The 13974-nt window shown below is 63.6% G+C and carries 12 protein-coding genes; 7 read left to right on the top strand and 5 right to left on the bottom strand.

What is annotated here, in order from left to right; translation table 11 throughout:
• The first annotated feature begins 155 nt into the window (after positions 1-155).
• Positions 156-884 carry a hypothetical protein gene (locus IPK66_07905; protein ID MBK8175178.1) on the top strand — a complete coding sequence of 243 codons (729 nt, stop codon included), beginning with the start codon at positions 156-158 and terminating at the stop codon, positions 882-884.
• 613 nt (positions 885-1497) lie between these two features.
• Positions 1498-1917 (top strand): DUF2934 domain-containing protein, encoded by a 420-nt coding sequence (locus tag IPK66_07900; GenBank protein ID MBK8175177.1) that lies wholly within the window; start codon positions 1498-1500, stop codon positions 1915-1917.
• 140 nt (positions 1918-2057) lie between these two features.
• Here the strand turns inward: IPK66_07900 and IPK66_07895 are convergent, their stop codons facing one another.
• A complete protein-coding gene (locus IPK66_07895; protein ID MBK8175176.1) occupies positions 2058-2249 on the bottom strand; it encodes a DUF1289 domain-containing protein in 192 nt (63 codons plus the stop codon).
• A 459-nt stretch (positions 2250-2708) separates the two neighbouring features.
• Between IPK66_07895 and IPK66_07890 the strand changes: the two genes are divergently transcribed.
• Entirely contained in the window at positions 2709-5396 is a 2688-nt protein-coding gene (locus IPK66_07890) for a bifunctional acetate--CoA ligase family protein/GNAT family N-acetyltransferase (protein ID MBK8175175.1), read from the top strand.
• 37 nt (positions 5397-5433) lie between these two features.
• On the opposite strand, the gene IPK66_07885 is transcribed toward IPK66_07890, so the two are convergent.
• The gene (locus IPK66_07885) at positions 5434-6291 is read right to left on the bottom strand and encodes a DUF2066 domain-containing protein (protein MBK8175174.1); all 858 of its coding nucleotides are present in this window, start codon (positions 6289-6291) and stop codon (positions 5434-5436) included.
• Between the two features lie 258 nt (positions 6292-6549).
• Here IPK66_07885 and IPK66_07880 point away from each other — a divergent pair, with 258 nt between their 5' ends.
• Both IPK66_07880 and IPK66_07875 read left to right on the top strand, forming a co-directional pair.
• Positions 6550-8352: an ATP-binding cassette domain-containing protein gene (locus IPK66_07880; GenBank protein ID MBK8175173.1), complete on the top strand. Its 1803-nt coding sequence runs from the start codon at positions 6550-6552 to the stop codon at positions 8350-8352.
• Complete coding sequence (locus tag IPK66_07875) at positions 8349-9638, top strand: HlyD family type I secretion periplasmic adaptor subunit (protein ID MBK8175172.1); 1290 nt, start codon at positions 8349-8351, stop codon at positions 9636-9638. The genes IPK66_07880 and IPK66_07875 overlap by 4 nt, the downstream gene beginning before the upstream one ends.
• A gap of 111 nt (positions 9639-9749) precedes the next feature.
• On the opposite strand, the gene IPK66_07870 is transcribed toward IPK66_07875, so the two are convergent.
• On the bottom strand, positions 9750-10574 hold the full coding sequence (locus IPK66_07870) for an MBL fold metallo-hydrolase (GenBank protein MBK8175171.1): 825 nt from the start codon (positions 10572-10574) through the stop codon (positions 9750-9752).
• Between the two features lie 116 nt (positions 10575-10690).
• On the bottom strand, positions 10691-11422 hold the full coding sequence (locus tag IPK66_07865) for an SAM-dependent chlorinase/fluorinase (GenBank protein ID MBK8175170.1): 732 nt from the start codon (positions 11420-11422) through the stop codon (positions 10691-10693).
• Positions 11423-11692: 270 nt separating this feature from the next.
• On the opposite strand from IPK66_07865, the gene IPK66_07860 reads away from it, so the two are divergent.
• Entirely contained in the window at positions 11693-11956 is a 264-nt protein-coding gene (locus IPK66_07860; protein ID MBK8175169.1) for a Usg family protein, read from the top strand.
• 93 nt (positions 11957-12049) lie between these two features.
• Here the strand turns inward: IPK66_07860 and rpoH are convergent, their stop codons facing one another.
• On the bottom strand, positions 12050-12946 hold the full coding sequence (rpoH, locus tag IPK66_07855; GenBank protein ID MBK8175168.1) for an RNA polymerase sigma factor RpoH: 897 nt from the start codon (positions 12944-12946) through the stop codon (positions 12050-12052).
• A 392-nt stretch (positions 12947-13338) separates the two neighbouring features.
• Between rpoH and IPK66_07850 the strand changes: the two genes are divergently transcribed.
• The gene (locus IPK66_07850) at positions 13339-13941 is read left to right on the top strand and encodes an ABC transporter substrate-binding protein (protein MBK8175167.1); all 603 of its coding nucleotides are present in this window, start codon (positions 13339-13341) and stop codon (positions 13939-13941) included.
• The last annotated feature ends 33 nt before the right edge of the window (positions 13942-13974 follow it).

Here is a 13974-nt window from a genome sequence, read left to right as displayed (position 1 = left end):
CGCGAGTGTGTCGTTTTGTTTCGCGACACTGTCTTTCCTTTCCTCGCGTATCAGGTTAATTAGGACTACGCGCAGCGCGTGCAGCGAGAGTTCCCTGTGAGCCTCGCTGGCGCCATTCAACAGCATCGGAATTGAACCATGACCAAGAGGCGCCAATGAGCTTGGGCTTTCGCGAGGATCGGCGGCGGCGGCGGCGGCGAAGCCGCGTCATTCTGTTTCGATGGATCCTCGCCCTCGGGCTGATCCTCGCCGCAGGTGCCTATGCCTACCAGACCGGCACGCGCATCGCGGAACGCAATGTCATTTCCCTCGAACAGCAGAACACCGAACTGCGCGGGACGCTCGAAGACCTCAAGGCGCAAACCGAGGCTCAGGCTCAGAAGATCGCCGCGGAAAAGGCCACGGCCAGTGACTGGCAGGCGCGCTACGAAAAAGACGTGCCCACGGGACAGATCAAGGACATCTTCGACCTCGTGCAGGACAAGCTGTCGAACGGGGTCGCAGCCGACCGGCTGCAGTCAGTCATCCAGCAGATCGAAAATCGCCGATCGTGCGACAAGCAGCAGCAGATAAAGCGTATTCACGTGCAAACACCGATCGGTAGCGGTGGCGCCTCGTCGACGTCATTCAGCAACGGGGCGATCAGCGTCGCCGTGAGCGGCGCATCGGCACGTAATGCTGCGGGCAATCCGGAGGCTTGGTTCGATCCTGCCGCGCCGGTGACGGTTCGTCTGACGCGCCCCGGTGGCAAGAGTGTCGAGGCCACTGGCCCGTTGCCGCTGCATCCGGCGATCGTCGCGGGTGAATGGGAATACCGCTTCACGCTCGATGCCGGTCCACGCGGCCTGGTGCAGATCTTCATGGAGCGCTGTCAATTCCCCTGACCTTCGCGACGAGCACGCCGCCGATTTCTTGCGCTGCCAAGGTCTTTCACGTCTGGGGGTTCGACATCCGTCGCTCGGGTGTTTGGCCCGAATGCCTGGGCTGGGTGCTTGCCTCGGGCACGCAGAGTGGCGGGCGGCAGCCCGCCGCTCCCAAACGCCGGACGCGTTGTCCGTCAAACGCGCTGTTCTCTATGTCAAGATGAAGCATAAGGATTTCGCAAGGTGCTGATCACTGATGCGAAGACGTTCCGGACTTGAGTCTCATCACACCCCATGAGTAGCGCGTCTTCGAAAGCGTCCTGGCACATCTGCCGAATCTCTGCGAGGTTCTCATTCAGAACCTTTAACTTTTCTTCGCAGGAAACCGCGCGTCCGTCCGGCTGCTTCCACGTAACGGCTTCGTTCCGTCTCATGCTTCGTACCATTCCTAAAGTTGAACGATCAGGCTAGTTACTATGAAAGGCACAGATTCCGCTGTCTGCTTGTCACCGTTGATGCGATGGCGCGTCATCAACTCGGTGTATAGGCCTCAAATGGCATTTTTTTGAAGGCATGCTCGCTCGCTCCTGTTAAGGTATAGCTTCATTCGTTCTTGTTCACAGGGCCAGGCAACATGAGCACTATGCTCCATGAAATGACCGAAGACGTACAGACTCGAGTTCGCGAACTCGCCTATTTGATGTGGGAATCTGCTGGTAGGCAGCAAGGGATGGCGATGCAGTACTGGTTGCTGGCAGAAAGCGAGGTTCTCTCGGCGATGAAGCAGGCTGCGATCACGATGATGCCCGGCTCACGGTCCGAGGCCATCAAGGCGGCGCCGGACGGCGACAAGGTCGTGGCATCGAGCGAACCCACACCGTCAAAGACCTCGCCAAAGGTGGAAGCGCCGCGGCGCGAGGAGAGCCCGGTGAACGCCACGGCATCCCTCCCAGCATCCGCCCCAGTCGAAAAACCGGCCGTCGCGCCAGCAAAAAGCACCGCTGCCAAAGCGCCGGCGCGCAAGCCGTCCACGCGCACCAAGGCGAAGGCATGACCGCCCGCACCACACTTCGGGTGCTCACATCGCGCTGCGACTAATCCCAAAGACTAGCGCCGCTCCCGCGTTTCCTCGGCACGAAAGGGTTTGCCGTTTGAGCGTGGGTGCGGGCTGTCGGCGGTTTGAGCCGACGGACATCACCTCTCGCGGCGGCGCGGTCGCGAACGGCTCGCCACCGCTTTGCGGGCGGCAATGCGCTGCAGGATCTGCTGCCTGATATCGTCGCCGGCGTCTCGCCATGCGGCGATTTCATCGATCGTGCGCAAACATCCGCGGCACAGATTGGTGAAATCGTCCAACCGGCATACTCCGACGCAAGGCGATGCCATCGCCTCCGCATAACGTTTTTCCACCAATCCCGTCTCGTCCGTCACGCGAGGATCCTCACTGCCTTGCAAGCGACGCCCCCATACGCAACAAGAGCCACATTCAAGCGCCGATCGCAATCACTCCTTGCACCTTGCGTGCGAGAGTAATACCCCATTTAGGTAAGTGCGGAGCGCGCCGTCGGCGGAGGCTGACAAGCGCATAGATTAAGTGTCATAATTCGCGAGTGGATATGCGATGTACAATCGATTGTGTCATTCAGCGCACGCTGGGCCGCGCAAATGCTGCGTTGCAGCATTTGCCGTTCTTGAACATCCGATCTTCGCGTATGATAGCCCTTAATAACAAGAGCCCACTATGGGGCCACATGGTCGTGCACTCGACGGGGAAGTGGAACGAAATGGTTTTCGGCCTTTGGTCGGCAGCCCGCAGTATCGTCAACAACCCCGGTCAGCAGTATCATGCCGATCCTCAATCTCGATAAACTGTTCTACCCCCGCTCCGTAGCCGTGATCGGCGCCAGCAACCAGGAGGGCAGCGCCAGCAATCGCGTCATGCACAACCTTCTGCACGGCGGTTTCGAAGGGCCGATCATGCCCGTGAGCAATGATCGGGCCATCGCCGGAGTCCTCGCCTATCGGACCGTAGATGAACTGCCGATCACCCCTGATCTCGCTGTTGTCTGCTCGACGCCCCTGCCGTCCCTCGAAAGCATGCGGGCGCTCGCCGAGCGGGGCACACGTGCGGCGATCCTGATCGGTCACGCGCCGGAACTGACCCAACCGGACGCTCACAACGGCACGTTGCGCGACGCGATCCGACGGTGCGGCCTGCGCATCCTCGGACCGGATTGTCTCGGCGTGATGGTCCCCGGCATCGGGTTGAACGCCAGCGTCGCCCATGTCGCCGCCCAGCCCGGTGGTGTCGCCTTCGTCTCGCAGTCATCAACCGTTTGCGCCTCGGTGCTGGACTGGGCGTGTGAGCGGGACATCGGCTTTTCACATTTCATCTCGCTGGGCGATACGGCGGACATCTGCTTTGGCGACGTCGTCGACTACCTGGGAAACGACCAGATGACCCGGGCGATTCTGCTCTATGTGGAATCGATCCAGAACGGCCGCACGTTCATGTCCGCCGGACGCGGCGCGAGCCGCAACAAACCGATCCTGGTGATCAAGGCCGGCCGCACCCCAGAAGGTCAGTTCGCCGCCACGGGCGAGCGCGGCATCGATGGCGAGGACGAGGTCTATGACGCCGCGATCCGCCGCGCGGGGATGCTGCGGGTCTATGGCTTCAACGAACTGTTCTCCGCCGTCGAGACCCTCGGGCGGGCAAAGCCGCCGCGTGCGGAACGGCTTGCCGTCGTCAGTAACGGGCGCGGCATGGGGGTAATGGCGGTCGATACGCTCATCCTCAGCGATGGCCGGCTCGCACGGCTGTCCGACAAGACGCTCGCCGCCCTCGCTCCCTTCCTGCCGGCCGGTCGCGCGCCCAACAATCCGGTCGCTTTTGACGAGGACGCGCAGCCCAACCATTACGGGGCGGTTGTCAAAGTGCTCGCCAACGATCCGGAAGTCGACGCAATCATGGTGTTGCACGCGCCAACGTCAGCGATTTCCAGTACCCAGGCGGCGGAAGCGGTCGTGCACGCCCAAAAGGAAACCCGCACCCCGGTCCTGACCAGTTGGATGGGCGGTTTTCGCGTCGCCGAGGCGCGTCATCTTTTCGCCGATGCCCATATCCCGACCTACGATACGCCCAATCAGGCGGTCGACGCGTTCGTGCATCTCATGCGCTATCGCCGCAACCAGGAAATATTGATCGAAACGCCGACGTCGACGCCGGTGGACTTCACCCCGTCGACGACGACGGCGCGCGCGATGGTCGCGGCCTGCATCGAGAACGGCCGCAACTTCGTCGTGGGCGCCGAGGCCGCCGCTCTGCTCGCATCATACGGGATCCGTTCGGCTGAGGCCCACAACGCCCGCACGCCGCAGGAAGCGGTGCGCTTGGCGGCAACGCTGGGTTATCCGGTCCAGCTCCAGCCGGCACCCCGCAGCGGAACCACACTTCCCGCGCCAAGACGCGAGTCCGCGACGATTCTCGAGACACCGGAAGCGGTCCTCGCCGCGGCGACGCGCCTGCTGCGAACAACGGCGGCGAATGCGAACGGGTTTAGCCCGGAACGGCTGATCGTGCAAAAGGCAACCAGCTCCCACGGCATGCACGAGGGCATGATCCGCGTCGTTGACGACCCCGTGTTCGGGCCGGTCATCGTCTTCGGCCACGGCGGCGCCGCCTGCGACGTCATTCGCGACCGTGCGGTGGCCCTGCCGCCGCTCAATACGAGCTTGGCGCGTGAACTCGTCGCGCGCACCCGGCTGTACCGGCTGATCCAGGGCCACTCCGAGCATCCGGACGCCGATATCGACGCGCTCTGCCTGGCGCTGGTGCAAGTGTCGCAGATGGTGATCGACCTGCCCGAACTCGCGGCGCTTGCCATCAACCCGCTGCTCATCGGCAATCGCGGGGTGTTCGCCGCCGACGCCCAGATTCTCATCGCGCAACCGAAGGAAACCTCCGAGCGCAGGCTGGCGATCCGCCCCTACCCCAAAGAACTCGAGGAGCGGTTCGTCCTGCCGAACGGTCGCGTGGTCATGCTGCGACCCATCCGCCCGGAAGACGAACCCGCGCATCACGAGTTCGTCAGCCATTGTTCCCCCGACGATCTGCGCTTGCGCTTCTTCCACCTCATTCGCCGCCTGCCGCATTCGGAAATGGCCCGCCTGACGCAGATTGACTACGATCGCGAGATGGCGTTCGTTGCGGTCGCGGACAAATGCGACGGGGTGGGATCGGAAACGCTGGGCGTCGTGCGAACGATTACCGACCTGCACAACGACAAAACCGAATACGCCATCCTCGTGCGTTCGGATTTGAAGGGGCAGCGGCTGGGCTGGAAGCTGATGGACAAGATCATCCGCTATACGAAGAGTCGCGGAACCCGTCGCGTCGTCGGCCTCGTCTTGTCCGATAACCGCAAAATGCTCGACCTCGTGCATCGGCTCGGCTTCACCAGCCACCGGGTCCCCGACGATGATACGATGGAAGTCGAACTCGACCTCGAGACGGTCACGCTCGCCGACTGAGTCCCCCCCGGGTCCCCGCCCCCCCGCGCGGTAGCGGTCAGTCAAGATCGGCGAGATGGCGGGCGGCGCCGCCGAGGCCGTCGGCGATCGCCCGATCGAACGTTGTCCCCGACACCTGCCACGAGCGCGGCCCACCCGCGGCCAACAGCGTCCAGCGCGTATCCCAAACCCCCGCGGGCGTGATCGTCATCGCCCCGGTCAGCACGGCTTGCGCGGCGTAGGCCGCCTGCAACCGGCGCACGTCGGCGTCGGGCGGCGAAAGCGGATCGGTGCCGTCCGCGGCCCGCGTGCCGGGCGCCGCCGTCTCCGGCAGCACCACCGGGATGCCGCGGCGGCTCGCCAGCGACAGCAGCGCCTCGCGCTGCCCGTAACCGCGCGGGCTCTCGGTCTCGAGCAGGTAGGGTCCGAGGGTGTCGCGAATGCCGAGCAACACCAGGACCCTTGGGCGGTCCACCGGCCAGACGCTCGCGCCCAGGCGGGCCAGCGCCTGGTCGACCGCGGCGGCGGCGAAGTCGACGCGCAGCAGGTAGCTGCGCTCGCGCGTCCCCTGCTCGTCCATCAGCTTCTTCTTGGCCAGACGATCCTCGTAGCTGAACGCGACCACCGCCGCCGGTGCGTCTTCGAGCACCGCCGGCAGACGGGGATCGCCCAGCACCCGCGACTCACCGCTTACCTTGACCAGAACCTCGGCCAGCGCCTCGCGAAAGCCGCGCAGCCGCTCTTCGGGAATCTCGCGCCCGGTGACGATCGCCTGCCCGCGATAAAGGTCAGCCACCACCTCGGCTTTGGCGGACACCGCCGCCGCCAGGATCACCGCCGTCGCCGCCACCCCCAACCAGCGCGGCGCCGGCGCCGGGCGCGAAGGGCTTTCCGTTTGGTGGTCTCTGCGTTTCACCGCCGCCGTCCCGTCATGATCCGACGCGCGATCTCAAACCGCGAGATTTTCACCTTCGGCATCTTTTCTGTCCACGATCGTACCGCTCTCCCCTGCCCGCCTTCGTCCCCGGACAACTACGCGGGGCCCATATCCAGGCTTTATGGGAAGCTCGGATATTGTCAGATCGCAATTTTACGGGCGGACCGTTCATCGGTGAGAGGAATCGATTCCACCCCATTTATGGGCTATAGTACCCTGTCTGGGGATTTATGACTGATGCGATTCGCCGCGCTCGCCTGGCTTCGCCCGTTTCTTCGTCCCGTATGGTCAATGTACCGCGAAATCATGGCACTGTCGCTGTTCGTCAACCTGTTGGCGTTGGCGGTGCCGGTGTTCGTCATGCAGGTCTATGACCGCGTCGTCTTCCATGCCGGTATCGAAACGCTCAAGGGCCTGGTCATCGGGATGGCGTGCATCCTGCTGTTCGACTGGATCTTGCGCCAGTCTCGCGCCCGCATCCTGCAGCGGGTGGCGTTGCGTCTCGACGTCTGCGTCGGCCGCAGCCTTTACGAAAAATTGATGGCCCTGCCCTTGACGGTACTTGAGAGCCGTCCCGCGACCTATTGGCAGACGCTGTTCCGCGATACCGATGTCATCCGCAACACCCTTTCCGGTGCGGCGGCGCTGATGGTGTGCGACCTGCCGTTCGCGGTGCTGTTCTTCGTCCTCATCTTCTTTATCGCCGAGCCGGTCGCCTGGTTGCTGGTGTTCTTGTTGCCGGTTTTCATGCTCGTCGCCTGGCGATCCGGCCGGGTGCTGATCGCCAACTCGCGCGATGAGCGCGAGAGCGGACTCGGGCGCGACCGCCTCATCGCCGACGTGATCGCCGGGCGCGAGACGGTCAAGGCGCTCGCGCTCGACGCCTCGATCCGCCCGTTGTGGGAGGCACGCCACGCAGAATGCATCGAACGCGCAATCCGTCGAGGCGCCGAGTCCGACACCTACAGCAACATCGGAACCTTCCTGACCATGGCCGGGACCGTGGCGATGACGGCCTTAGGCGCCAGTTTCATCATCGATCAGCAGATGACCATCGGCGCGCTGATCGCCGCGAACATGCTGACCGGGCGATTGCTCGGCGTGTTCAACCAGCTCATCGGGATGTGGCGGGGCGTCGCTGCGTTCACCCAATCGGCGAGCCGACTCGCCGAATTGTTCGCCGCCCCCGCCGAGCGGCAGACGAGCGGCCTCAAGCTCGATCGGCCGCAAGGCGTGCTCGCCATCGAAAACGTCTCGTTCGCCTATTCTCCCGTCGGGCGACCGGCCATCGACGGCATTACGGTCAGCTTCAAGCCCGGCGGCGTCTGCGGCCTGATCGGCGCCAACGGCTCCGGCAAGAGTACCCTGCTGAAGCTGATGCAAGGTCTTTACCGGCCCAGCGCCGGCCGCGTGCTGCTCGACGGCGCCGATGTGACGCAGTTCACCCGCGCCGAACTGGCCGGCTGGATCGGCTACGTGCCCCAGGAGTGCGTTCTATTCGCCGGAACGATACGCGCCAACATCGCCAATCACTGTCCCGAAGCCAGCGACGACGACATCCTTGCCGCCGCCACGATTGCCGGGGTTCATGCCGCCATCGTGGATTTGCCCGACGGCTACGCCAGCGACATCGGCGAGGGCGGCCGCCGGCTCTCCGCCGGTCAGCGGCAGCGGATCGCCATCGCCCGCGCGTTGTTGGGCGACCCGCCGGTGTTACTGATGGACGAGCCGACCAGCAGCCTCGACAGCCAGGCGACGCTCGACATTCGCGCCTTGCTGAGCGAGCTCGGCAAACAGCGCACGGTGGTCGTGGTCACGCACAGCACGCAGATCCTGCCGATTTGCCGCACGATCGTGTGTCTCGAAAAGGGCCGTCTATGGTGCGCCGGCCCGTCTGAACAGGTGCTCTCGCAGGTCCTCGGCCAGCGAATGGGCGCAATCGTGCCATCGGCGCCGCCCGACCGCGCTACGGTGGCGCCCGGCGGCGCGGTGGCGACTGGCGAACGAGCAGCCGGCCGACGCTCGGAAGCGGCGCGATGAGCCAGCTCGACGACCTGCTGAAGCGACACCCGCTGCCGACGTGGCGGATCGTCGCCTGGCCGATCATGGCGCTGCTCGTCGTCATGCTGGTCTGGTCGCGGTTCGCCAGGCTCGATCAGGTCGCCGTTGCCAACGGCGAGGTCGTCCCCCAGGGCAAGGTCAAGGTGATCCAGCACCTCGAGGGCGGCATCATTGCCGCGATCAACGTGAGCGAGGGGGCGACGGTGCACGCCGGCGATACCCTTCTACGCCTCGACCTTGCGACCTCCGGGGTCAACCGCAAGGAATTGCTCGCCAGGCTCGACAACGCGATCTTGCACCGGGCACGCCTTCAGGCCGAACGCGATGGAACGGCCCCCGTCTTCCCCGCCGACGCGCGCAAACGCCAGCCCGACGTCGCCGAAGCCGAACGGCAGGCGTGGGCCGCGCGCCGGCGCGAGGTGGACTCGGCACAGGCGGTGCTGAAGGAGCAGGTTCGCCAGCGCGAACTCGAAGTGCAGGAACTGGAGGCCAAGCGCCGGTCGACGACGAGCAACCTCAACCTCGCCCGCGAACGCCTAGCCATGTCGGCGTCGCTGCTGCAGGAGGGCCTGACGGCGAGGATGGAGCACCTGCAGCTTGAATCAGAGGTGCATAGCCTGGAGGGCGAGATCGACGTCCTTGTCTCGTCATTGCCGCGGGCGCGCGCCGCCGTCGCCGAGGCCACGCAACGCCTGAAGGAAAGCGACGGGCGCTACCAGCGCCAGGCCCAGGATGATCTCGGCGAAACCGAACAGACGATCGCCCGGGTCAATGAACTCCTCGCCCAGGCCACCGATCAGGGTCTGCGCGCCGACATCCGCAGCCCGATCGACGGCGTGGTGAAGAAACTGCGTTACAACACCATCGGCGGCGTCGTCGCTCCCGGCGAGGCGATCATGGAGATCGTACCCATCGACGACAGGCTGGTGATCGAGGCCAAGCTCAGCCCGACCGACCGTGGCTACGTCGACGCGGGACAACCGGCCCTGGTCAAGGTCTCGACCTACGACTTTGCCCGCTACGGCGGGTTGTCGGGAACGGTCCGGCAGGTTGCTCCGGATGCGTCGATCGACCGGAATGGCGGCGCTTTTTTCGATGTCGTCGTCGAAACGGACAGAAGCTACCTCGGCGATACCGCCGGTAAGCTGCCGATCACGCCCGGGATGCAGGCGACGGTCGATATCCACACCGGCTCCCGTTCCGTCCTGGACTACCTGATCACCCCTGTGCTCAAGCTCCGCTACGAAGCCTTTCGCGAGCGTTGACGTCGACAACGTTTCTTGGGTTGAGGGCGGCATGGAGGCATGCTCGCCTTGTGGGCACGCGCGGGCGCGCAACAGCGCCTCCGCCCGCCCATCGCCGCTGCCGTGTCGGGGTCAATCGAGGCGCAAGGTCATGCATTCGCGGGTCACCACGGTTCCCGGCCACGCCTGATTTGCCTCGGTTCCGATCCGGTCCATCTGGCCGTCCTCGTGGTCCGGATCGTGGTGAAAGATCGCCAGCCGCTTCGCGCCGGCGGCGCGGCACAAACGCATCCCCTCGTTCCACGTCGAATGGCCCCACCCGACATGGCGGGGAAATTCGTCCTCTTCGTAGGTACTGTCGTAGATGACCAGATCCGCGCCTTCGATCAGCCGCAAAATGTTCTCGTTCAGATGACCCGGGACGTGCTCGGTGTCGGTTACGTAGCAGACCGCTTTGCCGGCGTGCTCGATCCGGTATCCGGTGGCGCCGTTGGGATGATTGAGCGCGGTGGTGCGGATGAGAACGCCCGGGAATAGCGAAAATGAATCACCCGCCTCGAAGTCCTCAAACTCGACGATGGCCTTCATCGCGTCGAGCGGGACAGGAAAGACCGGCTCGCGCATCTGATGGCCGAGAACGCCTTGAATACTCAGGCCCTGGTGCTTGAGGTGGCCGGCATAGACATGCATTCGCCGGTTTTTATCGTAGGCAGGGCGAAAGAACGGAAACCCGTTGATGTGATCCCAATGCGTGTGGCTGAGTAAAAGGTAAATGGTGCGGACGTCGTCCGCCCGGAATACTTTGCTCAACGGACGAATACCGGTCCCGGCATCAAGGATGAAGCGATGATCGCCGACCCCGACCTCGACGCAACTCGTATTGCCGCCGTATCGTACATGTGCCGGCGAACAACAGGCGACGCTGCCGCGTACGCCCCAGAATTTTACGTAGAACATACGACTGCTGCCGATCGCGAAAGCCACGAAGCTCTCAAATCATCCAGACTCGGGACACCCTCCCAGCCATCTTGATCATCGTATACATCCCCCTACCTGAGCAACAGGGATCGCTTTTAAGTTTCGATCAAGACCGGTGTGCCGGGCCTCAGCCCGAGATCGTCGGCCGCCCGGCCGCAATTAACCGCGATCTCCAGCAGGCCGTTGGCATTCTCATACCAGAACGCCTCGCCCGGCGAGACATCAGCGAAGCAGCGGGCGCGGCCCAGTCGCAAACCGCCGACGGTGATCCGGGCATCGCCATCCACCATCGATGCGCGCATGCCGCTTATCGCGTTGCCATACCCGTCGACGTAGACAATTCGCGCGAGATCGTCGGGCCAATCGAAGCGGCGCAGCGATTGCGGTGATATCGGCGGACCGGGCAGCGGGCCGCCGCGCGCAAGGCTCGCCGCCACCGGTGCGAAGACGTCCCGGCCATGGAACGTCGCGGAGGCCCGCTCCGATCGCCCGTCGATCCGCCACGCCGCAACGTGGGGATGCGCCCGCCTTACCACGACATCAAACAGGCCGTTATCGGGGCCGATGAACCAGCGATGCCCGGCGAGAACACAACAGGGGCGCCGCTCGCTGCCAACGCCAGGATCGATCACGCACAGGAATACGCTGCCCGAGGGAAATCCATCGGCATAAGCGGCGATCAGGTAGGCAGCCGCTTGGGGATCGAACGGCGGCGCATCGGCAAACAGATCAATCACGCCGATGCCGGGAGCCTTGTCAGCAAGGACGGCCCTGACCTGACCGGTATAAGGGCCGTCGAGGCCGAAATCAGTGACCAGAACGATCACCGCCGGCTTGCCATCGTAGCGGAGGCGCGATTCTGGCCTCTCGATTGCATATTGACTTCACATCTGTTGCCTATTGCGCCCGATGGGTAGACCCTATTGTCGAGCACGTTGGACGGAGCCAAGGCGAAGGAGATCGAATGGCGGCAAAAATACCGCCGAATGCTTGCGGAGCGTATCCCTGGTCCCGGCACGCCGCCGGTAACCGAAACCGATGGGTTGCCCGATCAATGACCGGCAGTCCATCGAGGAGGCTGGTAAAGGAGATGCCCTATGGCTGAGGTTCGGAATCGATTGCTCTCCTACCGTTTGACCACGGCGGAGATCACCTATCACCTTCCCGACTATCCCAGTCTCCTCCAACACTTCATATGGCAAGACCACGACCTTGCGCCGCACTTCCCGGCATTGCGCCGCTTCCTGACATTCTGGAGCCGCAGCCTCGAAGGCCCGCTGCACTCGGTCAAGATCGAAGCTGCCTCGCTGATCCGGCCGGCAGAATTTCGATTTGCCAACGGCGAATTCGTCCTGCACTAGCAATGCGCAAGCGTGAACGGTACGAATCGTTCACGCTTGCCTCGTCCGTTTGTGATTGGTCGCCGGCGCGTTGTCGACCGCAACCGGTAAGGGTCAAGCTGGAACCGCTGCGGTGCCTTGCGGCCCCGCCACCGCCAGCATCGCCTTCTTCAGCCGCTCGAACGCCCGCGCTTCGAGCTGGCGAACCCGTTCACGACTGATGCCGTAGACGACTCCCAGTTCCTCGAGCGTTTTCGGCTCTTCGATGAGGCGGCGCTCGGTCAGAATATGCCGCTCCCGATCCGGCAGCGTCTCCAGCGCTTCAGCCAGAAGGGTGTGGCGCTGGGTGCGCTCCTCCTCAGCAGCCGTGAGCACTTCCGGATTCGGCGCGTCATCGACCAGTGCGTCGACAAACTCCGAGGTATCGCCCTCCTCGCGACTGCGGGGCGCGTTGAGCGAAACGTCGGGCGAGCCCAGGCGACGATCCATATCGATCACATCTTGCATCGATACGTTCAGCGCCTCGGCGACCTCCCCCGCCTGCTCATCGGTCATCGAGCCGTCGCTCAGGATGGAAAGCTGCCGCTTGATGCGGCCGAGGCTGAAGAACAGCTTCTTTTGCGCCGCAAGCGTGCCCATTTTGACCAGCGACCACGAGCGAAGCACATATTCGGTGATGGCCGCGCGAATCCACCACATCGCGTACGTAGCCAGCCGGAAGCCCCGCTCCGGTTCAAACTTCTTGACGGCCTTCATCAGGCCGATGTTGCCCTCGGCGATCAGGTCGGCCATCGGCAAGCCGTAACCGCGATAGCCGGCGGCAATCTTGGCGACCAGCCTGAGATGACTGGTAACCAGACGATGCGCCGCCTCGACGTCACCGCTTTCCGCCCAGCGCGTCGCGAGCATCACCTCCTGCTCGACTGTCAGCACCGGGAACGCCCAGATTTCACGATAGTAACGCGCAAGGCCACGATCGGAATCGATCGACGGCAGGGTAAGCCGTGCCATATGTTGATCTCCCGCTTTAAACGAACCGACGCCCGCGTCCGAACTTCACACCAAGACGCTGAGCAACGCTCAAAACCACGCCCGCGTCATGTCATGCGGCAAACCGCCAGACAGCACGACCGGAACGCGGATTTAGGGAGATTTGATGCATCCGCATTGGCATAATCCTCCTGAGAAGCAATTTGCCCACGAGAGCCACGATTAAGTGTCAGCTCCAGAAGCGGCCCGTTTTTCGGCACCACTCGTACACATACAGAGGTTAATTATAGGTCGTTTAGGACGTATTTCAAGCATGTTCTCAAGGCGGAATTGCCAATGCGACATCCGTTGCCATCTTCCGGCCCCTTTTGCTTAGTCTGCGCCCAACGTTCACAGAAGAGGTGTGCAGGAAAATGCCATTCGTTCGAGCGATGATGCTCAGCGCCGCCGTGCTTGTCTCGCTCGCGGTAAACGCGGCGTGTGGCGAGCCCACTCCGGTCGTCGAGCGACTGCACACAACCCTGATCGAAGTGATGAAAGAGGCGCAGCACCTCAACATTGACGCCCGGTACGACAAATTGAAACCTGTCCTGGAAGACAGCTTCGATTTCGAGCGGATGATCTCCGCCGCGGCCGGCTCATATTGGACCGGCGCCGATCCACAGGACCGTCAGCGCCTGCTTGATGCCTTCGTCCGGTTGAGCGTGATGACGTATGCGGCGCGGTTCAACGGTTTTTCCGGCGAGCGGTTTGAGACGCTGGGCGAACGCCCCGGGCCGCGCAATACGAAGCTCGTCGATACGCGACTGATCCGCACCGACGCCGACCCCGTCTCGATCACCTACGTGCTCGCCGAGAGCAACAACAATTGGCGGATCGTCGACGTCCTGCTTGACCGCTCGATCAGCGAGCTTGCCGTCCGCCGTTCCGAATACAATACGATCCTGCGAAAGGGCGGCATCAACGAACTTGCCGCCACCTTGGACTCCAAGGCCGCTCAGATCCGCGAAGGATAGACGGCCCCCGCAGGAATGCCGCCCCCGTCGCCT

Source organism: Rhodospirillales bacterium, from assembly GCA_016712595.1.
Lineage (GTDB): Bacteria > Pseudomonadota > Alphaproteobacteria > Rhodospirillales > Defluviicoccaceae > Defluviicoccus.
This window is presented reverse-complemented; position numbering and strand designations above follow the sequence as displayed.

Excerpts from the sequence above, each read along its gene's own strand:
- IPK66_07850 (MBK8175167.1), top strand. The coding sequence starts at position 13,339 with ATGCCATTCGTTCGAGCGATGATGCTCAGCGCCGCCGTGCTTGTCTCG.
- rpoH (MBK8175168.1), bottom strand. The coding sequence starts at position 12,946 with ATGGCACGGCTTACCCTGCCGTCGATCGATTCCGATCGTGGCCTTGCG.
- IPK66_07905 (MBK8175178.1), top strand. The coding sequence starts at position 156 with ATGAGCTTGGGCTTTCGCGAGGATCGGCGGCGGCGGCGGCGGCGAAGC.
- IPK66_07890 (MBK8175175.1), top strand. The coding sequence starts at position 2,709 with ATGCCGATCCTCAATCTCGATAAACTGTTCTACCCCCGCTCCGTAGCC.
- IPK66_07895 (MBK8175176.1), bottom strand. The coding sequence starts at position 2,249 with ATGGCATCGCCTTGCGTCGGAGTATGCCGGTTGGACGATTTCACCAAT.
- IPK66_07860 (MBK8175169.1), top strand. The coding sequence starts at position 11,693 with ATGGCTGAGGTTCGGAATCGATTGCTCTCCTACCGTTTGACCACGGCG.
- IPK66_07900 (MBK8175177.1), top strand. The coding sequence starts at position 1,498 with ATGAGCACTATGCTCCATGAAATGACCGAAGACGTACAGACTCGAGTT.
- IPK66_07870 (MBK8175171.1), bottom strand. The coding sequence starts at position 10,574 with ATGTTCTACGTAAAATTCTGGGGCGTACGCGGCAGCGTCGCCTGTTGT.
- IPK66_07875 (MBK8175172.1), top strand. The coding sequence starts at position 8,349 with ATGAGCCAGCTCGACGACCTGCTGAAGCGACACCCGCTGCCGACGTGG.
- IPK66_07880 (MBK8175173.1), top strand. The coding sequence starts at position 6,550 with ATGCGATTCGCCGCGCTCGCCTGGCTTCGCCCGTTTCTTCGTCCCGTA.